The sequence below is a fragment of the Sulfurimonas sp. genome (assembly GCF_041563035.1).
GTDB lineage: Bacteria > Campylobacterota > Campylobacteria > Campylobacterales > Sulfurimonadaceae > Sulfurimonas.
In genome coordinates this window covers 10,998-32,613 of record NZ_JBFFNS010000024.1, presented here as the reverse complement: position 1 = coordinate 32,613, position 21,616 = coordinate 10,998, and the positions used below count along the sequence as shown (strand labels likewise).

17 protein-coding genes and 1 pseudogene are annotated in these 21,616 nt (G+C 34.6%); 3 read left to right on the top strand and 15 right to left on the bottom strand.

What is annotated here, in order from left to right; translation table 11 throughout:
* The coding region (locus ABZC13_RS12415; RefSeq protein WP_373004367.1) for a methyltransferase domain-containing protein at positions 1-346 on the bottom strand (346 nt) is incomplete at its 3' end.
* Positions 347-463: 117 nt separating this feature from the next.
* Between ABZC13_RS12415 and ABZC13_RS12410 the strand changes: the two genes are divergently transcribed.
* Positions 464-1,018: a hypothetical protein gene (locus tag ABZC13_RS12410; RefSeq protein WP_373004364.1), complete on the top strand. Its 555-nt coding sequence runs from the start codon at positions 464-466 to the stop codon at positions 1,016-1,018.
* 68 nt (positions 1,019-1,086) lie between these two features.
* Here ABZC13_RS12410 and ABZC13_RS12405 read toward each other — a convergent pair whose 3' ends face one another.
* The 4 genes from ABZC13_RS12405 to ABZC13_RS12390 form a co-directional block, all read right to left on the bottom strand.
* Complete coding sequence (locus tag ABZC13_RS12405; protein WP_373004361.1) at positions 1,087-1,497, bottom strand: hypothetical protein; 411 nt, start codon at positions 1,495-1,497, stop codon at positions 1,087-1,089.
* Between the two features lie 349 nt (positions 1,498-1,846).
* The gene (locus tag ABZC13_RS12400) at positions 1,847-3,247 is read right to left on the bottom strand and encodes a DUF2779 domain-containing protein (RefSeq protein WP_373004358.1); all 1,401 of its coding nucleotides are present in this window, start codon (positions 3,245-3,247) and stop codon (positions 1,847-1,849) included.
* 5 nt (positions 3,248-3,252) lie between these two features.
* The gene (locus ABZC13_RS12395; RefSeq protein WP_373004354.1) at positions 3,253-6,507 is read right to left on the bottom strand and encodes a DEAD/DEAH box helicase; all 3,255 of its coding nucleotides are present in this window, start codon (positions 6,505-6,507) and stop codon (positions 3,253-3,255) included.
* 40 nt (positions 6,508-6,547) lie between these two features.
* Positions 6,548-6,730 carry a hypothetical protein gene (locus ABZC13_RS12390; protein WP_373004351.1) on the bottom strand — a complete coding sequence of 61 codons (183 nt, stop codon included), beginning with the start codon at positions 6,728-6,730 and terminating at the stop codon, positions 6,548-6,550.
* 141 nt (positions 6,731-6,871) lie between these two features.
* On the opposite strand from ABZC13_RS12390, the gene ABZC13_RS12385 reads away from it, so the two are divergent.
* Both ABZC13_RS12385 and ABZC13_RS12380 read left to right on the top strand, forming a co-directional pair.
* Positions 6,872-7,477, top strand: coding sequence for a DarT ssDNA thymidine ADP-ribosyltransferase family protein (locus tag ABZC13_RS12385; protein WP_373004348.1), 606 nt, complete (start codon positions 6,872-6,874; stop codon positions 7,475-7,477).
* Between the two features lies 1 nt (position 7,478).
* Entirely contained in the window at positions 7,479-8,498 is a 1,020-nt protein-coding gene (locus ABZC13_RS12380; RefSeq protein WP_373004343.1) for a macro domain-containing protein, read from the top strand.
* Positions 8,499-8,524: 26 nt separating this feature from the next.
* Here ABZC13_RS12380 and ABZC13_RS12375 read toward each other — a convergent pair whose 3' ends face one another.
* From ABZC13_RS12375 to ABZC13_RS12330, 10 genes and pseudogenes are all read right to left on the bottom strand, one after another.
* Entirely contained in the window at positions 8,525-10,894 is a 2,370-nt protein-coding gene (locus ABZC13_RS12375) for an AAA family ATPase (RefSeq protein WP_373004339.1), read from the bottom strand.
* Positions 10,881-11,999: an exonuclease SbcCD subunit D gene (locus ABZC13_RS12370; protein WP_373004335.1), complete on the bottom strand. Its 1,119-nt coding sequence runs from the start codon at positions 11,997-11,999 to the stop codon at positions 10,881-10,883. Before ABZC13_RS12370 ends, ABZC13_RS12375 begins: the two co-directional genes overlap by 14 nt.
* 45 nt (positions 12,000-12,044) lie before the next feature.
* Positions 12,045-14,027, bottom strand: a complete 1,983-nt coding sequence (locus tag ABZC13_RS12365; protein WP_373004332.1) for a methyl-accepting chemotaxis protein — start codon at positions 14,025-14,027, stop codon at positions 12,045-12,047.
* A 68-nt stretch (positions 14,028-14,095) separates the two neighbouring features.
* Positions 14,096-14,458: a CZB domain-containing protein gene (locus tag ABZC13_RS12360; RefSeq protein WP_373004370.1), complete on the bottom strand. Its 363-nt coding sequence runs from the start codon at positions 14,456-14,458 to the stop codon at positions 14,096-14,098.
* A gap of 75 nt (positions 14,459-14,533) precedes the next feature.
* Positions 14,534-14,887: pseudogene (locus ABZC13_RS12355) on the bottom strand (methyl-accepting chemotaxis protein); the annotation flags it as partial.
* 797 nt (positions 14,888-15,684) lie between these two features.
* Entirely contained in the window at positions 15,685-16,986 is a 1,302-nt protein-coding gene (gene glmU, locus ABZC13_RS12350) for a bifunctional UDP-N-acetylglucosamine diphosphorylase/glucosamine-1-phosphate N-acetyltransferase GlmU (RefSeq protein WP_373004329.1), read from the bottom strand.
* Positions 16,983-18,290, bottom strand: a complete 1,308-nt coding sequence (locus ABZC13_RS12345) for a purple acid phosphatase family protein (RefSeq protein ID WP_373004327.1) — start codon at positions 18,288-18,290, stop codon at positions 16,983-16,985. The genes glmU and ABZC13_RS12345 overlap by 4 nt, the downstream gene beginning before the upstream one ends.
* The gene (locus ABZC13_RS12340; protein ID WP_373004324.1) at positions 18,287-18,949 is read right to left on the bottom strand and encodes a phosphatase PAP2 family protein; all 663 of its coding nucleotides are present in this window, start codon (positions 18,947-18,949) and stop codon (positions 18,287-18,289) included. The genes ABZC13_RS12345 and ABZC13_RS12340 overlap by 4 nt, the downstream gene beginning before the upstream one ends.
* Positions 18,950-20,380: a glycosyltransferase family 39 protein gene (locus ABZC13_RS12335; protein ID WP_373004321.1), complete on the bottom strand. Its 1,431-nt coding sequence runs from the start codon at positions 20,378-20,380 to the stop codon at positions 18,950-18,952.
* The gene (locus ABZC13_RS12330) at positions 20,364-21,587 is read right to left on the bottom strand and encodes a glycosyltransferase family 9 protein (protein WP_373004318.1); all 1,224 of its coding nucleotides are present in this window, start codon (positions 21,585-21,587) and stop codon (positions 20,364-20,366) included. The genes ABZC13_RS12335 and ABZC13_RS12330 overlap by 17 nt, the downstream gene beginning before the upstream one ends.
* Positions 21,588-21,616 lie beyond the last annotated feature (29 nt).

Sequence of the window (21,616 nt, the reverse complement as noted above, 5' to 3'; positions counted from 1 at the left end):
TGTCAAGAAAGTTAGCCATAACGATAAGGTCATAGTAGTTTTCTTTGATTTTATGAGTATCTAAATCAACTTGAGAAGCGTTAATTTTAGAGATAAGGTTCTTTTTCTGCGCATCAGATTCCAGTGCTTTTATGGCAATTTCGGCAACATCAAAGGCATCTACCTCAAAACCGCACTGAGCTAAGAATATGCTGTTTCGTCCTGAACCGCAAGCTAAGTCAAGAGCCTTGGTTCCCGTACAGTGCTTTATGTTCTCTTCTAGGTTTTGACTAGGCTTTCTAGGTCTTAGCAGTTGACTTTTTTCGAGATACTTCGCATCCCACTTTTCTTTATCTTTTAGTGACATAATCTATTCTTTTTTTTAAGTGGTTAATTTTATCTGTAAAAATATTAAAAGATTCAATATACTGATAATCTAAAAATTAATAGTATAATTTAAAAAGAAAAAGTGACGGTGATTTTTATGAAAAAAGATATTATAGAACGTTATGAACGTACCGAGAGCGGAGAGGTTATTATTGATATTTCTGCGCAAAGAGTAGAAGATTTATATGATGATTTTGACAGGCGTTCACACTTCTTAAAAAAAGATTTGAACCAGGATTTGGTCGAGTATATGATTGATAGTGTTACAGAGATAGATAAAAAAGAGTTCATTATTCAGTTCAACTTTGAAGTACCGGCGGAAAAAGAGTCTATAACCAGAGTGAAAAACAGTGTTAAGAACTTTTTTGTATATATGCAGGAACTTGAGCGCAGAAAGATTAAAGAGATGGGAAGAACATCTATAATCCTCTTTTTCATAGGATTTATCATCGCTTCAATATCTGTTTTGATGAATCAAAGTGAGCTTGTCAAGACGAGTATAATGGCTGGTGTGGTCGCAGAAGGTTTGACTGTCGCTGCCTGGGTTTCGCTGTGGGAAGCGCTTGCAACTATCCTAATCAAGTGGATGCCTCACAAAAAAAAGATCTCAATTTATCAGCGAATAGCAGATGCCAAAGTAGTGTTTAACTAACACATAATCATCTTTATGGAGAACCATCTCCATATTGTCAATAGATATTACTTTGCTTTTTTTAGAACTTATTCTAGTAGTTGAAGCTGTTTTTTCGTTAGAACTTTTTTTGTATCGTAGATACACTTTATGTGAATCATAGTAGCCTCTGCTCTTAGTGCTGCTAACTTTTCAACATCATCTTCTAAGCTCTCAGGTGTCGCACCATTGTTACTAGCCTCTACTATTTCAGCTTCTAATGGAAATACTTCACCTTTTATAGTTCCAAGACCGCCTATTGTTCTTATTCTGATTTGTTTTAGTTCTGCTTTTTGTTTAGGTGTAAGTGCTAAGTCTTCATCATCCCATAGTTGCATTATTACTCCAGTCAGGTGAGGTAATTGTCCATGGATTAAAAATGGTTTTTGTTTTGCAAGTAGTGAAGTAGAACCTAGAGCTAATACTAAAAGAGTTAGTATTGTTAAAATTTTTCTTGTCATAGTGTCTTCCTTTTATTTGATATAGTAATGATATAGTATTTGTATTAAGGTAACGTTAGTGCATCTTATCAGTGATGTAATTTTATCAAGATATCTAAAGCATCCATCTCAAACTTTGAAAATGCAAACCACTTTTTACCTAGGTCTTTTAAACTAGCTCCAATGTGGTAGACATCTTTATCATCAAGTATGAGAAATCTATCGTGTGATGAGTCGAACTTTTTTAGTTCTATCTTTGGATACTGAGTATTGTGCTTTTTGAGGTCAGATACAAAGACATAAGCATCATAAACTTGTCCATCATAAAAGATGCCCTTTTTTGGTTTTAGCTCTTTTCTCTCTATGGCATCTAAGATAGCATCAACTTCTCCAACACCCGAACCATAGCCAAAGTATCAAGCTTACAATACTCCAAAAGAGCTTTCCTCATCTTCTCTTTGGCATCTGCATCTTGCATCACGGGGACTAGGGCAGGTAGTACGTACTTTATGGAGTAGCTTCCATTCATGCTAGGAGTTACATAGTGCTTTTGCTGGAACGGTGTCATAAGGTCTTTTATGTTGTCATGAATGCCAAGTAGATGCTCACTTAACTCAGGATAAGTAGATGCCAGCTTTCTTATGACACCTTTCTCAAACCCCATGTTGTACGCTAGGACTGTTACATCACGCGGTATGTCTTGGCAGAGTTTACGTGCCAGATGCTCTCTTGGGTCGATACCATCAGATGCTAAAAACTCACGATGTTCAAGTCTGCCATCTTTATGCTCTATATGCAAAGAATACTGAAACGGTATTTGCATAAACGGACTTATGCCTTTAAACTCTGGTACGGCTTGTTGAAAGGTCTCAAAGTCCAAATGGTACACTGGATAGGTAAGGGTGCTTAAAAACTCTTCTATGGCAACTTTATCTATGTGTGTGACGCCAGATTTATAGTTGCTAACCGCCCCAGCTTGTTTGGCTGTCATGTCAAAGGAGTCCGGCACATCTTTTATGTCTACTATGCCTTGTCTGTGCAGCTCTACTTGCTTTTTACTTCCAAGGTTGAAAATGTTAAATACCGAGTACTCAGGGATGCCCCTCTGAACTCTCCAACAGTAGTGAAGTGCATCACACTCATAAGGGTTTTTACACTGCTTGCCTATGTCGATGTCAGGTTCATTGGTTTTGTCGCTCAGGTAGTTCTCAAACTCTTCTAAAACATGTGGAATATTTGCTTGAAGTTCAAGTACGTCTTGGCTGACATCTACCACAGAAAAAAGCTCGCTAATGTCTAACTCATCGCCTCTGATGTAAGAGCTGTTTATGTGGATAATATTTGCACTTTTGACATTGAAGCCCAGAGAGCGTAAAACATAGTACTGAATAGAGACATCGTGAATATATATGTCCTTTACAGATGTGGAGCTTTTTACCTCGTAGATGCTAATACCGTCTGCATCTACGCTAAGTATGTCAACCATCACCAAGATACCATCGTATGAAAATGTAGCCTCGTAGATATTTGGTACTCCGTCTTCCATGTACTGCTGAGTTGCAGATAGCATCTCATCATGTTCTCTTGAAAACTCTACTTTTTTTCCCGCTGGAAAAAGCTCACAAGCCAAAGCTCCCACAATATTACCAGTTTCAAATACAGCCTCGGCAGATGCTTCTGGAGGTGTAAGCACAGAGGGTTTGTGCTTTTTTAACCAAAGTGCTTTTGGGCATTGGATGCCACGGGTGTATAAGGATTTTGAGAGGGTCATTATTTTTAATTACTACCAATTACTTCTAAATTAATTTGGTAAGTCTGTTTTAAATAATTTTCAGTAACTGCTAATAATTCCAATTGTACTTCACTGGCTTTCGATTTAGATAAGCCAGGTTGAACAATAAAAATTTTAAAATCACATCTATATTTTTTCTTACTTTTATCTTTAATTATCTGCAAATCTTCCATTGTTCCAAACTGGAACCTAGTTGTTTCAGTTTTAGATATCCTTTTAGCTTCTCTTGAAATTAGATGTTTACATAATGCATAAGCACCTTTTGCTCTCCAAAAAATACTTTTTTGAGCTTGCCCACAGACTTCATATAAATCTGCTATTCTTGCACCTGGACTATCTTCCTGCGAATACTTTAAGTGATATAATTCGATATCAATTTTAGAATCTTCATCATTTACTTTCAAAGTAACGATATCAGCTGCTTCACCTGAGCTATCATCATCAAAAACAATATTATAATGATCTCTAGACATTAAATCTTGTATCATTTTATATTGTATAGATGTATCTATTCTAGTTAATTTTTGGGACTCTACCTTAATATTAACATCAGTCCAATCTTTTACAATAATATTTTCTCTACTATAAGCAGAACCATCAAATTTATATTCGGCAAATTCATTACCTTCTAACCATGAACCGTCAACAAACCTTATTATTGGAGTATATTCATATAAATAATTACTTAAAGAAATCGGAGAAGTATTTCCAAATTTGATTTCGGCAGGTCGTCGTACAGGCTCTATAGAAAAATTATCAGAAGTTATTTTTAATTCGTATAAAATATTAACATCGTCATTACAAGTAATAACAAATTTTATATTTCCATTTTCATTTGCTTCAAATAAATTAATATCAATAATACTAAACTCATATTCTTGACCATCATAGACTATAAATACTGTTTCTTCATTCCTATCTTTTAGTATATTTTCATTCCATTCTATTGAATAAGGCATTTTTTCAGGTCTTGATTCCACTCTTTTTGTAATTATTGCACCCACCAAAATATCATCTATATTAATTAATGGATTTAAAATCTTATCCCCTACATATTTACACCAATCATTAAATTCTTTAAGATTACCATTTTTCATAGACCATACTCTTCCCTTGTAAGAGCATCCCATTGAAATTTTTTCACCATCTTCATATCCAACACCAAATATATTTGATTTAATTTTATTAATTAATTGACTAGGAGATAGTGCTTTTGGAACATCATCGCCCGTATGCATAGTATAACTTAACGACTTACCTAATTGTTCTTTTAACCCTGCATTATTGATTTTCAATAAATTAATATTTCCTAAACAACGAAACACATCTTCTGCACAAATTAAGTCAGCAGTATAGTTTGTTACAACTTCTGCTAATTTCTTATAAAGACCATTATTTTGTGAACAATTAATAAATAATAGTTGATTTAATTTATCCCAATGTAAGACATATAATGACCAAATAACATCTTCAACATCTTCAACTTTCCCCCATTTAACTGATGATTTTTCTGCTGTCACAATTATTAAAGTATTTTCAATATTATTTATGTCTGAATAAACTTGTGACAAACCATCTATATTTGGAATACCTAATTTAAAATTTTCTGGCTTCCATTCTTCAATAGTTGTTTTATAAATAACACAACTTAAAGCAGGTCTAACATTTTGAAGTTGTAATTCATTTGGGAAAGTTTCAAAACCTTTTATAAAATCATAAAATTCTTCTTGTTCCCTATTTCCTTCTCCACTCATCAACGGTAGCAGTTTATTCCAATCAGAATTTTGTGCATATAAATGTTCTAGCTCTTCTGAAGTTTCGGTCGTTGCTAAATTTACAATTATTGAAGCATTTCCTAATTCCTCATCTATACTATCCCTAGTAAATCTCCCTGCTAATTGTAAAGTAATAGGCAAACTTTTTTTTATGTCATGAAAAGCTGCAACTTTTAAATTAGGTAAATCAAATCCTTCACCTAGCATATCAACACAAATTATAATTTGTGTTTCTAAGTTTTCTATTTGCCTTTTTATTTCATTTCTTTCCGTTTGATTTATTCCCGTGTGGATTTGAACAGGATTAAATTCTTCATATTCTCTGTAATATTCGAATACCTCTTGAGCTCTAGCTTTAGAATTTACTCTAGCCATCAATACATGGTTATATCCATTATTTATATCTTCTCTTAAAATTTCAACTGCTTTTTCAGCTATTGACTTATCATACTTATTCGAATCATATTCACTAATTGGAATAAAATTAATTTCTCTAAAGTAACCTTCATCTTGTGCTTTTGATAAAGGGTAATTGAAAATAATCTTTCCATCTAGACTCTTGTTGTCATTTCTAAATGGTGTTGCAGTAAATTGTAAAATCTTCTTTGAATAGAAGTGCTCTTTAAATGACTTCCAAGTATGTGCAGCAACATGATGTGCTTCATCTATAAATAAATGAGAACATTTATTTGCAAGATATTCTTGTAAATCTGTAGTCATTCCAGTAACTATTTGTGCTGTTGACACAATAACATTACAATTATCAAAAAAAATATTAATATCTTCTTCTGAGGTCATTTTTGACTTTAACACGCCTACTTTTGGATATAAAGCTTTATTGTTTAACAATCCTAATACTTGTTTTAGAATTCCAAAGTTGATAAATTTTTCAGAAACTTGTTTTCTGAGTGCATCAGTTGGAACGATGACTAGTAATTTATTAATTTGTGCCATTAGTAGTAAAGAAAGCATAGTTTCTGTTTTACCTGTTCCTGTTGGCATTACTAAAGTAGCAGTCTCATTAGATGTTTCCCAATGTCCTAAGGTTGAATATATACCGCCAATTTGGGGTGTTCGTAAACCCTTTATGCTTCTTTCTCTATTTTCTTTTCTTAATATTAAAGAATTTTCCCAAGATTCATTAATTTCTTCATTAGTATATTCTTGATTTAATAAAGGATGTTTTAGCCATTGAAAATCTTTATCTGCACAATCTTCTAAACTTTGATATGAGTTTAAGTTTTTACAGTAAAGTACATTATCAAATCTATTAATTTCTGCCCAGAGTTTTGATGGAGATATTAAAAAATTGTAATGATCATTTGAAGCAATATAACCATTTACTCTATTTGTTGTGTGTGCCGTAATATTCACTTCTATAGTAAGACTTTCTACTTTTAACTGAAAAACAGTGTTTTTATTTATTTTCTCTTCATTTAAAATTTTTGGTAAATTAATTTCCATCACTTTTTTCCTTTAATAATTGATAATGAATTCATTTATCTTACAACTCCACAACCCGTTCAAAGATCTCTTTTATCTCCATCTCGTGAGATATCAAAAATATCTGTCTGTACTGCTCTTTAATGGTGTGAAATGCTTCTAGTATTTCTGCTTCGTCTTGACTTCCGAAGACTTCAACAAACGCTAGAAATCCGATGGAAATTGCACCACTTAGTTTTGTCAATATTTTTGAGATTACGATGCGATAAGCAACCTCTGGGAGTGTAGTTACACAGATTTAAACGAAAACAATAAAATTTATTTATTATACAGTAAAATTATGTAATAGTGTTTGTTAATATTATATATAAGAAGGGTGTTATAAATGTCACAAAGTATTAAAAATGGAAAGTTGTTATATCATTTAACTGCATTATCAAATATAGAATCTATTTTAAGAGATGGCTTGAAGCCAAGACATAGCCTAGATGGAAGCTTTAAAGATGTTGCCGAACAGGAGATTATTGATTTTAGAAATAGACATAAAATTTCTGACCTTGTACCATTTCACTTTTTTTTAGGCACTCCATTCGCAGGAAGAGTTCAAATAGACCATCCTGACGAAGAATTTGTATATATTACATTGCATAGAAAAGTTGCAAGTAATCCAAAAAATAATTTTAAAATATTCCCAACTCATCCGAAACATATGAAACCATTAAAGATTTTTGATTATGAAGAAGGATTGAAAAAAATAGACTGGGACTTAATGGAAAAAAGAGATTATTCTAACTCAGAGTGCAAGGAAGTTTGTATGGCTGAATGTGTAGCAGTTCACGTAAGTGTTCAATCAAGTGCATTTCATTCAATCATAGTAAAATCAGTTGAAACAAAGAATTATCTTGAAGAATTGTGCCAAAGACTATATAATACTAACTGTAAAGCCAGTTTTTTCATAGATGTTGAAGCAGGGCTATTTATAGGGAGATAATGTGTTGACATTTATGACGGGAAATATTTTAGAAAGTGAAGCTGAATGTTTAGTAAATACCGTGAATTGTGAAGGATTTATGGGTAAAGGTCTTGCATATCAATTTAAAAACAAGTTCCCTCAAACAAATGATTCATATGTTCTTGCCTGTCGACACCATGAGTTACATCCTGGGAAATTACACTATTTCTTAGAAAATAAAAAATTAATAATTAACTTTCCAACAAAAAATAAATGGAGAGAGAAATCTAAAATTTCTTATATTGATGATGGGATGAAAGCATTAGTTGATTTAATTGAAGAAAGAAACATTCAGTCTTTGGCTATACCACCATTAGGTAGTGGAAATGGAGGACTAAATTGGACTGAAGTTAAAGATATTATTTACAGTTATATGCTTCCTATATCAAAAGACGTGGATGTATTTATTTATGAACCATCATTATTATATAAAGCTGATGTTAAAAAAGCTCCAAAGTTAACAATGTCTCATATAATATTAATGATGATCAAACAAGAGCTGGAGAACTTTTCAAAACTTAGGTTACAAAAGACAGCCTTTTTTATTAATATTTTCAGTAATCAAAACTATTTTAAATTTAAAGCACATCATTATGGTCCATATTCTCATTCGATAGAAATATTATCCAGAGATATTAAAGAGTTTCAAGAATATCATAAATTTAATACAGAAAAAGCATTAGCAACCGCACATCAGACTTTGACTAGTAAAAAGATTGAAAAAGACTTATCATTATTTTCTACACATATAAATAATGCGAGCAAGTTGATAAACTCATATTCATCAAACAAACAAATTGAACTAATGTCCACAATTTGTTTTATAATTTTAAACTATGCTGACATTAGCAGTAGTGAAATTATAAAACGATTACACGAATGGTCCGATATGAAAAAAAATAAGTTTTCTAAAGAAGAGATTTTAAATGGATTAGAAGAATTAATAAATGTAAATATTATAGAAAAAGATCTTTTGGGTAATTATACAATATCAACATAATAAATATATAATTTTATTTTTTTACCCTATAACTCCACAACCCGTTCAAACATCTCTTTTATCTCCATTTCGTGAGATATCAAAAATATCTGTCTGTATTGCTCTTTTATGGTGTGAAACGCTTCTAGTATCTCCATGCGTCTTGCTTCATCTTGACTTCCGAAGACTTCATCAAACGCTAAAAATCCTATGCTACTTGCTCCGCTTAGTTCAGTGAGAGTTTTACTTATGGCGATGCGAAGTACCAAGTTTGCCAGGTCTATCTCTCCACCGCTGAAACGTTCTATGGGGTACTTTTTGCCCTCATCGTAGATGAAAAAGTCGAAGTCGTTGCTTACTTCTATGTGTTGGTATCTGCCTTTTGTTATTTGAGAGTACATCTCAGATGCCAGCTTAGAGATGCGAGGTGCTACTTTTGCGTTTAGTTTTGTCTTGAACTCTGATAGGCTCAGCTTTATCTTCTCGTAGTCTCTTAGGTCATCTTTTTTTGTTTGTACTTTTTTTAGTTGGGTGTCGTTGTTGTCCAGAGAGTTTTGTATGGTCTTTATCTCTCCGACTATAGATGCTATGGCTACTTTTATATCGTTTAGTATAGTTGTCTTTGAATCAATGGTCTTGAGTATGCCCTCATGCTCTTCAAGTGTATATTTATGCTTTACATCTTCATATATCACAAGTTGAAACTCTTTTTCTTTTGCCTTTTCCTCGGCATCAAGTTTTTCTACTTTTTTGATGATACTCTCAAGTTCGCTTTTTACAAGCGGCATCCTCTTTAGCTCTGTCTCAAGGCTCATTACATGTTTGTACTGCGGTTCCAGAATAGTAAAGTTGTTTCTTACGTTCTCGTGGACTTTCTCATCGTAAGAGTACTGTTCCAGCTCTTTTAGCTCTTCTTTGTTTTTTATGCCTTTTTGCTCTACCTGTTTGAAGTGCTCTTGTGCTGTTTTTAGGTCTTTTAGTTTGCTTTCTGTTACTTTAATGTTGGTTTTTAGTTCCAAAAACTCTTTGTCTTTGAGCTTTTTATCTGCCTCAAATGCGGCTTTTTGGCTCAATACGTTTTGCAGTTGTTTTTTGTACTCGTCAATCTTTTTTTGGTGAGTGTTGTTTACGACTGAGACAAGAGAGTTTATGACATTGTCATACTCTTCTAAAAGCGGTCTTGTACAGGTCGGACAGGCGGAGTCACTACCGAGCTCTTTGAGTTTTGCGATTTTCTCGTTTGTGATGTCTATCTGTTTTTGCTCGCCTGATATCTCGGCTTTGAGTTCGTTTTCTATGGTGTGTCTGGAGTTTATGCTCTCTTGAAGCATTCCTAGAGTCAGTTCCATGTTTTTTGCATTGAAAAGAAGATCATCGTAGTTTTCACACGCTTTTTCCAAAGTGTGAATGTCAGATTTGCTTTTGGTGTATTGCTCTCTTAGTTGTACCAGTTCTTTGGTCAGTCCCTCTTTTTTCAGGTGGAACTCTTTTAGTCTTTCCTGAGCTTTTAGCTGCTCTTGCAAAGAAGCATACTCTGGTTTTACATTGGAGAGTTTTTTTAGCTTTTCTTGTTTGTGTTCGAGCTCATGGTTTTCGGCTATGAGCTTTGCTTCGTTTATGAGTTCTATGCTTTTGCTGTTTCTTATGAGTTCAAACTCAGAAAAAAGTTTCTGTTTCTGCTCTTTGGTCTTTGCAAATACTTCAAGCTCTTTTTTTAGTTTTTGCTCCTGCAGTTTGATGGCTTCTAGCTCTTTTGTCTTTAGCTCTGCATCTTTGGCAAAAGTCTCTTTGGAAGCTTTGTTCGTTTTTATCTGCTCTTGTTTTGCTTTTATCTCGTCTTTGCCAAGAAGTACTTCGGCAAATGCATTTATCTCCCGTCCAAGTGAGCGGCTTTTCTCCACGAGCTCTTTTTCTACGAAGTCTATCTTTTCAAGTCCCAGAAGTTTTCGTATCATTTTTTTACGGTCTTCGTTTTTAAGAGTGCTTAGGCTTGTCAGCTCTTTTTGAGATGCAAAGAGTGTGTGCATAAACGAGTCTTTGCTCATACCTGTCAGCTTGACTATCGCAGAAGTTACTTCTTTTGCTCCCGTAGTTGTAAGCTCACCGTTTTTAAAGAACTTTGCGTTTGCACTTAGAGCTTTTCCGCGAAACTCTCTTTGCACTTTGTACTCAACGCTTTCAAACTCAAAGTCAAGTTCTACGACTACTGCATCTTTGGTGGATGCGTTGGCATTTCGCACTACGTCTTTTGCACCTCTGCTTTTAAACTCTCCATAAAGAGCAAAGAGTATGGCTTCAAATATTGTAGACTTTCCGCTACCGTTTTTACCGATGATCCCGACAAGTCCTTCGCCAAACTCTATGTCGTATGTTGTGTACTTTTTGAAGTTTTCCAGATGCAGTTTAGATAGTATCATCGCTAGACTCCTCATAGTGTGCAAATAGTTCTTGTACTTTTCCTTTTAGTCTGTCAAACTCTTCTTCATTTGCATCTTCTTTTATGTGTTCTAAAAAGAACTCTTCAAGGCTTATAGCCTCGGCATCTACGACTTCTGTTTCATTTGCATCTCTTCTGAACTCTCTTTTAATACTAACGCTCATAGCATCTGTAAATACTTCTTTAATGTCTGAGTTTTGAATGTCTATGGATTGCAGGGCTGTAAGGTTTTTTAGTCTTACTTCGACTATTGCATCTTTGGTGTCAGTCGCATCTAGAGATGCTAAAGAGCTCTCATAAGCCTCACAGTCGATTTCTTTACTTATGATGTGTCGTATGTCTATCTCTTTGTAGTTTACGCTTAGAGAGCCATTTAGAGTTAGTTCTATGAAGCCTTTTGAGTTTCGTTTGTCATTTAGGCTTGTTCTCTCGGTTGAACCGCTGTAGTAAACGTTTTCATGTTTGCCTACTTGACCAAATCCGTGCCAGTGACCAAGAGCTACATAGTCCATTTTTTCAAATATATACTCTTTGTCAGTAGGATAAACCCACTCGCCAAACTCCTGCATCAAGTACCAAGCTCCGACAGAACAGTGCATCATCATGATGTTCTTTTTATCTGCATCTATGTTTGACTCGCAAAGTTCTATCTGCTCTAATGCTTTTGAGTCGTCATTCATGTGGGGGAGGGTGTGAAACACAACATCTTCAAACTCTACTTTTTTGTACTCTTGGTTGTAAGAGACATATACGTTTTTAAAACTCTCAAATATCTTTAGTATAGGTGAGCTTAGGTTTGTTCTAGGTGTTGAGTGGTTTCCGGCAATGATGATAAAAGGAATATTCAGTGCATCTATGACTCTAAACTGCTCTAGTGCAAATGTAATAGCACGGTTAGATGGACTAGCTCTGTGAAAGAGGTCTCCGGTGTGGATGATGTAGTCAGGTTTGCTAACTTGTATCTGCTCTACTACCTGAGAGAAAGCGTCATAAAAGTCCGCCTCTCTTTGGTTGATGTTTTCTTCGTTTAAAATGTCTAAGTCGTTGTACCCTAGGTGAGTATCGCTAAAATGTAGTATGTTCACAGAAATCCTAATTAACAAAATTAATTAGGATATGATAGCTAATATTTACTGAACTTTAAATAGTCCCAGCTGCTCGTTTAAGTCGTGAGCGCTCTCTTGTACTTTTTTGACCTTTAGTTCTATCTCCTCAAGTGAGACTTTGTTCTGAGTAGAAAGCTTGTCAACATCGTCAATATTTTGTATGATGTTTCTAGTGTTTTGAGCTAAGTTCTTTGAAACATTTTCTGAGTTTTTCGCCATTACAGATGCCTCTTGGATGTACTCAGTACTATCTAGTATCTTATCTTTTACATTTGAAGTGTGTTCTACCAGTTGTACAACTGACTTTGCATTTTTATCTATTTGAGTGCTAGAGTCAACTATGGACTGGACTATGACATTTATGGTTGCATTTATCTCAGTAAGAGACTTCTGTGTACGTTCTGCAAGCTTTCTTACTTCATCTGCAACCACTGCAAAACCACGCCCATGCTCACCGGCACGAGCCGCTTCTATGGCTGCGTTTAGTGCAAGAAGGTTTGTCTGCTCTGCAATATCTACTATGATGTTTAGAACCGATTTTACATTTTCAGCATCTTTGCTTAGTTCGGCAAGTGAGTGTGCTATCTCATTCTCTTTCTCGGAGACGCTGTTTACAGATGCTACAAGTTTTATGATGTCATCGTGTGCGCACGAGAGGTTCTCAACTGCAAGGTTTACTTTCTTGCTTGTCTCGATGGAATCATCCAGTGACTCTTTAAGTATGTTTTGAACATCTGCACCTAAGTTAGTAGCCATATGAAGAAAGTCTCTCTCTTGACTCATACGTTCATTTATCTGAACTAGGTTTTGAGTAACACCCTCAACGTCTTCATATGTCTTTTGTCCAGAGAGCATAACTTTTGAAACCATATCTTGTACTTTTTCTATAAAGCGGTTGAAGTAGTTTGAAGTCTTTCCTATCTCATCATTTGATTTCTCTACAAGTCTTTTTGTGAGATCTCCTCTGCCGCTTGAAATCTCTTTAGCGATGCCTGAGAGTTCATCAAGTGGAGATAGTATCAGTGCTTTGGTTGCTAAAATCAGAATGATTAAAATAATAATAATCGCGACAAAAAATATACTTATAAGGAAGATAAGTGCTTCACTTGCCTCTTTTGCTGTTGCTTTTACTTCATCTAGAGGTTTTGCCAAGAGAAAGATACCTATGTTTTTTCCATCATTGTCTTTGATGTTTTCGTATGTATAAAAGTACTTTTTATCATTTATGTGACCTTCTTCTTTTAATAGCTCAAGGTCAATAGCAGATGCAGCATCCAAGAATGCCTGGTCTGGTTTGTCATCTGCATGGTCAACATAGTATGAGCCGATAATAGTAGGGTCTTTTATATAATTTGCCGTTTCAAGGTACTTTTTATCTACAAGTATAAGCAGGTCACGAGTATCTTGCGGGTCGTTTTTTTTGTAGATAAGTGTGTTGAACCGCGATATAAAATCAACACTTCCTATGTACTCTTTTTCTTCTTCTTCTACAACATACATAAGAGGTGCAGTCGCAACCATCATCAGACCGCCTCTGGTTACTTCTGAGCCGATAAACGGTATCATCTCTTTTTGAACTACTTTGATACTGTTACGCATACCGACATCTGCACCGTAAGCCTTTTTATCCCAAGATTTGACATATGATGTGCTCATGAGATCAACTACTTGTATAAGCGGGTTTGTAAAAGATTTATTTGCAGTTAGAGCTTCTCTAAGTTTAAATATCTCGTTAAAGATAGATTCACGGTCTTCATCGTACATACTGTTTACTACAAGACCATTGTTGGAAATGGAGATAACAATATTTTTCAGTGCTTCTAGTTTCGTGTTCAAGTCTTTTTGAATGTCACTCTTCAGAGTGCGTTCCTCTTTGTTGTATATACTTTTTTCTATGGAATCTACTTGCTTATACATGATAAATGAGAGTATGACAAAAGCAATAAGTATGATTGGAATCAGTGCTATGAGAAGTTTGTTTAAAAGTGAAAAGTTTTTTGTAGACATATGCTACACCCCTTAATATAATAAAATATTATAGAGTGTAGCTGTAGTTTGTAAAATTTATATAAAATCTATCTCTTGTTTGTTGGATCTAGTTCGTTAACAACATCATCTAATATAGCAAATAGTTTATTGCTCTCTTCTTCCATAGAAGCAAAGTTATTGATAATAGTAGTTTCATTTTCTTTACTAAGAACTTTATCTTCATCTATCAAGTTAATATTTTTATGTACATTTCTATGCACTAGAGCATGTGGAGCATCAATACTTGAGAAGTTTTTAGTATGTCCATATCTCGCTTTACCTTCATTAATATACCATTTACCTAGACGACACTGCTTGTGATCGCTAAATTCAGATACACTTTTTTGAGCGATAACAGATGCATAAGCATTTGATTTAAATAAAATATGGTCAATTTTTACAAGTACCATAAATAGTGAATCACGAATAAAGCTTGCATATTTTGCCGAGTCTTGAGCGTTAGTTTGAAAGCCCTCTAATGTAGTTGCAAATTCATCAATAGTGTGAGTTGCATTGCTCGCTATTTCTGACATATCTCCTGCATTTGACTGGATCTCCTGAGTCTCTTGCTGTAATGTTTGAATAGTTATAGATATCTCTTGAGTTGACTTTTGAGTACGCTCAGCCAGTTTTCTTACTTCATCTGCAACAACAGAAAAACCACGACCATGTTCACCTGCACGAGCAGCCTCTATGGCAGCATTAAGCGCAAGAAGATTGGTCTGTTCTGCAATATCTTTAATAATGTCAGCAATAGCTGATATCTCATTTGATCTCTCAGATAGAGAGTTAATGTTTTCATTTGTAGCTTCTACTTTTTCAGTTAAACTGTTAAACATCTCCAATACGCTTTTCATAGAGTTCAAGCTTTCATTTGCTTCTACAGATGTTTTCTCTGACATTTGAGAGATTCTGTTTACTTCATCAGAGTTAGTTAAAAGGTTGTTTTGAATCAGGGTTAAACCATGAGCAATACCACCACCAAGGTTATGCAGCTTTTCAGTGAAGTTTCCTCTTATCTGTGCTTTATATCCAGCCTCAATAGTTTTAACCGAGTGATTTATAGCATCTGCAGCTTCTTTAAAGACTTTGTTAAGTCCATCTGTATTTGCATAGTAAGATTTACTTGTGTCTTCAGCTATTCTAACTGCTTTTGTAGTCTCTTCCATGTAGTTACTTAACTGTTTCATCATAGAGTTAAACTCATGACCTAATGCGTAAGTTTCACCTTTACCGATTTCCAGAGCAACTGTATCAAAGTTACCATGACTTACTTTATCCATAGATACTGTTACAGCCTCAACAGACTCTTTAACTATCATTAGTTGTGAGCGCAGATATAGGGCTAAAGTAATATGAATTATTGTAATAATGAGAAGGGTAATAGAGAAACCAAGAAAGAAGCTTTCTATACCAAAGCCTAAGACAAATATAATTAGTTGCAGTAGATTTGAGTTGGCAACATTTTGTAGGGTTGAATTATTCATGTTATTCCTAAATGTTTTAGTATAATATTTAGAGTAGTACTGTTATATTTGAAATGTATTTTATCCAATAATTAGTAATTTTATTCCAAGACTACTACATGATTTTGAATTATGTAGTAGTTAAGTAGGTAGTAATTTTAAAAAGTTGCTTATTTTCTAAAAAACTTGTAGTAAAAATCTTTTATAGTTTTAAGTTTTGTTCGACTGAGAGCGAGAGAACCTTTCTCGATTTTACCGCTTGTAACCGTAGTCCCTGCAGCTATCATAACATCATCTTCTATCTGCACAGGTGCAACTAACTGAGAGTCACTTCCTATAAAAACATTTTTACCGATGATAGTCTGGTATTTTTTAATACCGTCGTAATTACAAGTGATAACACCTGCACCAATATTTGTTCCCTCATCTATCTGTGCATCTCCGATGTAGCTTAGATGCCCGGCTTTTACACCTTTTAGAGAACTCTTTTTAACTTCTACAAAGTTTCCTATATGAGTATCTTCCAAGTACGAAGCAGGGCGAAGATGTGCAAGTGGTCCTACATCTGAGTTTTTAACAATACTATCTTCAACTACACTTCCAGCTTTTATATGAGAGTTTTGGATAAGTGTGTTTCCTGTAAGACGACAGCCGTTTTCTATAATACACTCACCTTCAAAAGTAACCCCTTCTTCGATGTATATAGTTGAAGGAAGCTGCATAATTACGCCTGCATTCATCCAGTGGGCTTTTATCTTGTCTTGCATTATAACTTCAGCATCTGAGAGGTCTTTTTTAGAATTTACACCTTTGAACTTCTCTTCATCTACAAGAAGAGGAGATATATTTAAATAGTCTGCTTTTGCCATAGATATTACATCAGTTAGATAGTACTCTTCTTGAACGTTATCATTGCTAAGAAGTGGGATGTATTTTTCTATTACGCTTTTAGAAAATGCATAGATGCCGGCATTTACAGTTGTTACTTTTAATTCAGAAACAGATGCATCTTTTTGTTCTACTATACGCTGAACATGACCGTCTTCTATGATAACGCGACCATAACCGTCCGGATCATCAAGATCAAAAATTGACATGATAATATCAGCATCTGTTGTTAAGAAACCTTTCAATGCATCTGAAGTGATAAGAGGCATATCTCCATTTAGAACTAATACTTTTTCATGCTGAGGATTTATACCCATCATAGCTCCACCGGTTCCAGGGAAGTTGTCTGCATCTTGGATAACAAAGTTGATCTTTTCAAAAAAAGAACTGATCTGCTCTATGACTGCATCTTTTTGGTGAGCTACAACTACAGTGATATCGTCTGATATTTCTAAAGAAGATTTGATGATATGGTAAAGCATAGGTTTTCCACAGATGCTGTGAAGAACTTTTGCCTTTGGAGATTTCATACGGCTGCCTTTTCCCGCAGCTAAAATAACTATACTTATTTGGTCTTTATTCATTTTTTACCTTCACATGAAGTGTTGTCTTTTTTGATTATAAATTCGTCCATTATTTTTCCATCGATGTTGATGAATTTTGAACTTAGCGTTGTCGGTGTTATATCTAAAATGATAGAACCCATCTCTTGAAATGCAAAAGGTAGAGCAGGGTGCTTAAGATCTGCTTGGTCAAGTTTAGAAGATGAGCCACAAACTTGATATATTGTCCCGCTGTCTTTTGTGGGTTTAATAGATTTAGTGTAACAACTCTTGGCATTTTGAATAATGTTTTGTTTGTTGAAGCTTTTGCCTTTACCTGTATGTTTTGCAATAAGTTTAGAGCGTTCATAATCATGGGAGTGACCGCTTAGAACCAAGTCGACCCCAAACTCATCAAAGATAGGAACAAGGTTTTCTCTTACCTTCTTCATACGCCCACCACTGTCATAATCACTGTCTGAATTGTGTCCGCCATCTGTGTATGGAGGAGTATGCAGAGCAACTATAACCCAAGGTTTTGTGTTTTTACTCAAATCTTTTCTAAGCCATGCAACCATGTCGCTGTTGGCATCTATACGGCGCATCTCAGAGTCTAGCATTACAAGGTGCAGGTTTCCGTTGTCTATAGAGTAGTAGTTTTCACTTCCGCTTGGTTCACCACCGCTTTCACCGTTTGTAGGGAAGTCAAATATATTGTAAAAAGCCCATCTTCTAGCATCATGATTACCAATAATAGCCCAAGGTGTAAATCTTTTTACAAGCTCTTTGTATGGCTCAAACATATTTTTATTATATTGTTTTTGAGTTCCGCTTCTATAAGCGTTGTCTCCAAGAAGAACCCACATATCAAGCTTGTTAAAGTCATTGTCTATGTGTTTTAACATCTGCTTGTAAACTCTGTCCTGATCTTTACCAGGTTCTCCGCTATCTCCGATAATCCAGATTTTTTGAGAGTCTGCATTTTTACATAGTGTTTTAAAACTTCTGTCTTCATTGTCTATATCTAGTGAGTTAGAATTAACTTTATAATAGTACTTTGTACACTCGTTTAATCCTGAGATAGTTATAGAGTGCTTCTTAGTCTTTTTCTCATCTTTTATACTTTTTGTAAGTGAATCAGAGAAAAAACCATACTCCAATGAGCCAACTTCAAACTCATTGCTATTCCACTTGACAGTCACTGAGTTTTGAGTCTGCATGGCAGTGTAAGGAGCTCTTGGTACATGCACATAACTGTCGTAAGTTACTACACCAAGTCTTCCGACTCCATATATTGAAGCAACAACAAGTATAAAAATCAGAGTCTTTTTTAAAAACGTTTTCATATTTTTCTCCTTAATTTAGAGTATATAAACATAGTTGAGATTGTACCAATCATAATACCGGCTAAGATATCACTGACGAAATGATCATTTGCAAGCAGTCTGCTGCAAGATAGAACAATAGCAAGACTTAACCATAGGTATAGATACTTTGGGAATAAAATAACTAGATATGTAAAAGCTGTAAATACAGTCGTCGTATGTCCTGATGGAAATGAAGAATATGTTGTCGGAGCATCTGCTAAAGTTGTAAAATGATACTTCATCTTCTCTATAAAACTCATATCCCAATTTTGAAATAGTAAAAATCCATAATCATCATTACCATCTCTTAATCCCCATGGTCTGATACGGCCAAAAAGCTGTTTTAGAACTAGACTTATTATTCCAGAGAAAAGATTGATGTAAAGTAAGAATAGAAATCTTTGTTGGTATAGTTCATTTTTCTTGTAGAACTTAAAAAATAAAAATCCTAGAATAGCAGTTCCTATATACCAATGAGATTCACCGAATATACTAATGAAGTCACCTATAGGCTCATATGTTTTTGCATTAGCTACAAAATAGTGAGCTACACGTAAGTCTAGTGTGAAATAAGATAGAAGTATGAGGAGGATAAGAGTTGATATATACGCAATATACGCTTTTTTTGAGAAAATCATCTATCTAAGCCCTTGATAGTTTTTACATGTAACAAGTTCTACGGTATTTACCTTTGAATTGTTCAGCATTATATCAAATTTATTGTGTTTGATTACTTTAGAACACTGCATATATTTATCTATATCTCTTTTAAATGAGTGAGTATTTATGATGACTAAGTCTTTACCTACAGGTTTCTCTTTTTCCCAAACATCAAACTGATCTTTTCTATCATCTATGAGATAGATATTTGAGTCGTAATTACGGTTGTAGTATATAGCACGAGAAGCCAAAGTCCAGTTTGTTACTGCTAAGGCTTGTGTTGAAGCATCTATGATATGCTCATTTGCTTTTGACATGATTATATCCCAACCATATATGTCACGGTGAAGTGATTGATGATCTGGAAGAGGGATAAATTTGAAACCTAACTCAGCGTAAGCTATAGTACTTAGAATAAGCCCAAAACCAATGGCGAACTTTAGATATTTTTTAGATACTTGAAGCATATAATATGTTCCAAGAGGAATGAAAAGCATGTAAAAAAGAGCTGACCAGTGAGGTAGGGCAGTTTTGTACAAAGATGCATAAGTGAAAAACAGAATCATTACTAAACCAAAGAGAGCTGTAAGAAAGATAGTGGAGTTATCACTACGTAGAGCTTTGTATAAACCATAAAAAGCAAGAGGAGCTAAGAATGGGTTATATGCACCTATTTGAGCTCCTATGGAACTTACAAAACCATTCCAGTTGATTGTATTGCTTCCAACAACATGAGCGCTCTGATAAGCAAAGCTTGACCAGTCGTTTTGAATATTCCAGATGATTACAGGAAGTATAATAATGAGAGCAATAGCAATTGAGGGAATTATCTTTGGTGTAATGAAAAGGTCATATCTTTTTCTCATAAGAACATAGATGATGATAGGTACTATAAAAAGAACTGCCGTATACTTTGAAAGACCCGCCAGACCTAAAAGTACTCCAAGTAAAATCCAAGCAGATAGTTTGTTGTTTTTTTCAATCTCTATAACTGTAAAGATAATAGGCAGAATGAGTAAAAATAGCAGAGTATCAGGCATCAGCATGATAAATAGAGCATTAAACAAAAAAGAGGCATGAAGTGCTAAAACTCCAATAAATGCTTCTGAAGTGTTTTTGTTAATGTCATATATAAGTTGATATATAAAGATAGATGTCACAAAACCAATGATGATGGCTGCAACTCTAGCACCAAACTCTCCGCTTCCAAAAATAGAAGTGAAAATATACTGAACCCAGCCAACTAAAGGAGGATGGTCAAAATAACTAAGATCCAGATTTAGAGCGTAAAGTACATAGTGAGCTTCATCAACTCCAAGCCCGACAAATGGAGCTAGAGTAAGCCGTAAAACGGCTACGAAGCTAATGAAGTATAAAAAGTTTTTGTGTGGGTTATTTGCTAAGTTCATCAAGCTTTGGTTTTAGAGTGTTAAATACCCACTCAGGAGTAATAATCTGTATACACTGGTTGTCTGTACATGGTGTTTTTCTATGGTTAGAAGCACTTACACATGGGCTACAAGCCATACCTGCATAGATAGGAGTCGTTGGTCCAAGTGAGCTGTAAAGTGCCGGAGTCTCAGGTCCAAATAAAACAAAAGTATGCATATCCGTAATAGAAGCAAAGTGAGCAGGTCCGGAATCATTTGTAAGCATGAACTTACTTACACTGTAAAGTGCTGGAAGTTGTAAGAACTTAACAGCACCTGCAAAGTTTATACATCTATCACTCTTTACATAATCAGCTAAAAGTTGTGCACCATCTTTTTCAGCCGGAGCACCAGTTAGTAAGATAACAGTATCTGAGTTGTAGTCTAAGATAAGCTTGATTACATCACCATAGTTCTCTTTATCCCATCTTCTTTGAGGAAGAAGGTCTGATGCATTTGAGTTAACTAAAATAACTGGATTTTTATCTTTATCGAAGCCTTCAGATATATGAGAAATAATGCTAATTACATCATCTTTTTCTTCATCGCTGATAGTAGCTTTTGCTATTATAATCTCATCATCAGGGATGATTCTTTTTGTAAATGGAAGTTCCTGTTTCTCACTCAAAAGAGCATCAACTAAAGATATGAAGTTTTTTGCAATATGCTGATGAGCATTGTAAGAAACTTTTTTAGTCAGGAAGTCGCCTCTGTAAAGTCCTTCGTTGTGAAATGCATGAAATCCTACACGGTTTACAGCTCCACAAGTTGCAGTAAGAAGTGCAGTAAAGCGAGAAAATAGCTCTAAATCTATAACAGAATCAATCTTATTTTTACGACACCAGCTTAAAAAGCCTAATGCACTTGTTGCAAGGTTTAAAATAGAACTCTCATCGATAGTGTAGATGTTTTCTTCTTTTACAGTCTCAAGGAGTTGCAGACTCACTTTGTTTTTAGAAAAGATTACAAAAAATAGTTCACCTTCGATGTTTGCTTTTAGCTTTCTCATAGCAGGATCAACAATGATTGCACTACCCATTTCGGAGAGTTCTATAAGAAGTACATTTTTTGGTTTTATCTTTTTAGGTGGAACAAAGAAATCAACAGTTTTTTTAATAATAGTACCTAAAAATGTTAGTGGTACACCGGCATAGTGGTCGATATTTCTCATTGTGTCTACATTCATATAGTTATAATTCCTTTAATTTGTTAGTT

What these genes read in the sequence shown, in the direction of transcription:
- ABZC13_RS12410 (WP_373004364.1), top strand. Translation starts at nt 464, where the DNA reads ATGAAAAAAGATATTATAGAACGTTATGAACGTACCGAGAGCGGAGAG.
- ABZC13_RS12405 (WP_373004361.1), bottom strand. Translation starts at nt 1,497, where the DNA reads ATGACAAGAAAAATTTTAACAATACTAACTCTTTTAGTATTAGCTCTA.
- ABZC13_RS12400 (WP_373004358.1), bottom strand. Translation starts at nt 3,247, where the DNA reads ATGACCCTCTCAAAATCCTTATACACCCGTGGCATCCAATGCCCAAAA.
- ABZC13_RS12395 (WP_373004354.1), bottom strand. Translation starts at nt 6,507, where the DNA reads ATGGAAATTAATTTACCAAAAATTTTAAATGAAGAGAAAATAAATAAA.
- ABZC13_RS12385 (WP_373004348.1), top strand. Translation starts at nt 6,872, where the DNA reads ATGTCACAAAGTATTAAAAATGGAAAGTTGTTATATCATTTAACTGCA.
- ABZC13_RS12375 (WP_373004339.1), bottom strand. Translation starts at nt 10,894, where the DNA reads ATGATACTATCTAAACTGCATCTGGAAAACTTCAAAAAGTACACAACA.
- ABZC13_RS12365 (WP_373004332.1), bottom strand. Translation starts at nt 14,027, where the DNA reads ATGTCTACAAAAAACTTTTCACTTTTAAACAAACTTCTCATAGCACTG.
- ABZC13_RS12360 (WP_373004370.1), bottom strand. Translation starts at nt 14,458, where the DNA reads ATGGTACTTGTAAAAATTGACCATATTTTATTTAAATCAAATGCTTAT.
- glmU (WP_373004329.1), bottom strand. Translation starts at nt 16,986, where the DNA reads ATGAATAAAGACCAAATAAGTATAGTTATTTTAGCTGCGGGAAAAGGC.
- ABZC13_RS12345 (WP_373004327.1), bottom strand. Translation starts at nt 18,290, where the DNA reads ATGAAAACGTTTTTAAAAAAGACTCTGATTTTTATACTTGTTGTTGCT.
- ABZC13_RS12340 (WP_373004324.1), bottom strand. Translation starts at nt 18,949, where the DNA reads ATGATTTTCTCAAAAAAAGCGTATATTGCGTATATATCAACTCTTATC.
- ABZC13_RS12335 (WP_373004321.1), bottom strand. Translation starts at nt 20,380, where the DNA reads ATGAACTTAGCAAATAACCCACACAAAAACTTTTTATACTTCATTAGC.
- ABZC13_RS12330 (WP_373004318.1), bottom strand. Translation starts at nt 21,587, where the DNA reads ATGAATGTAGACACAATGAGAAATATCGACCACTATGCCGGTGTACCA.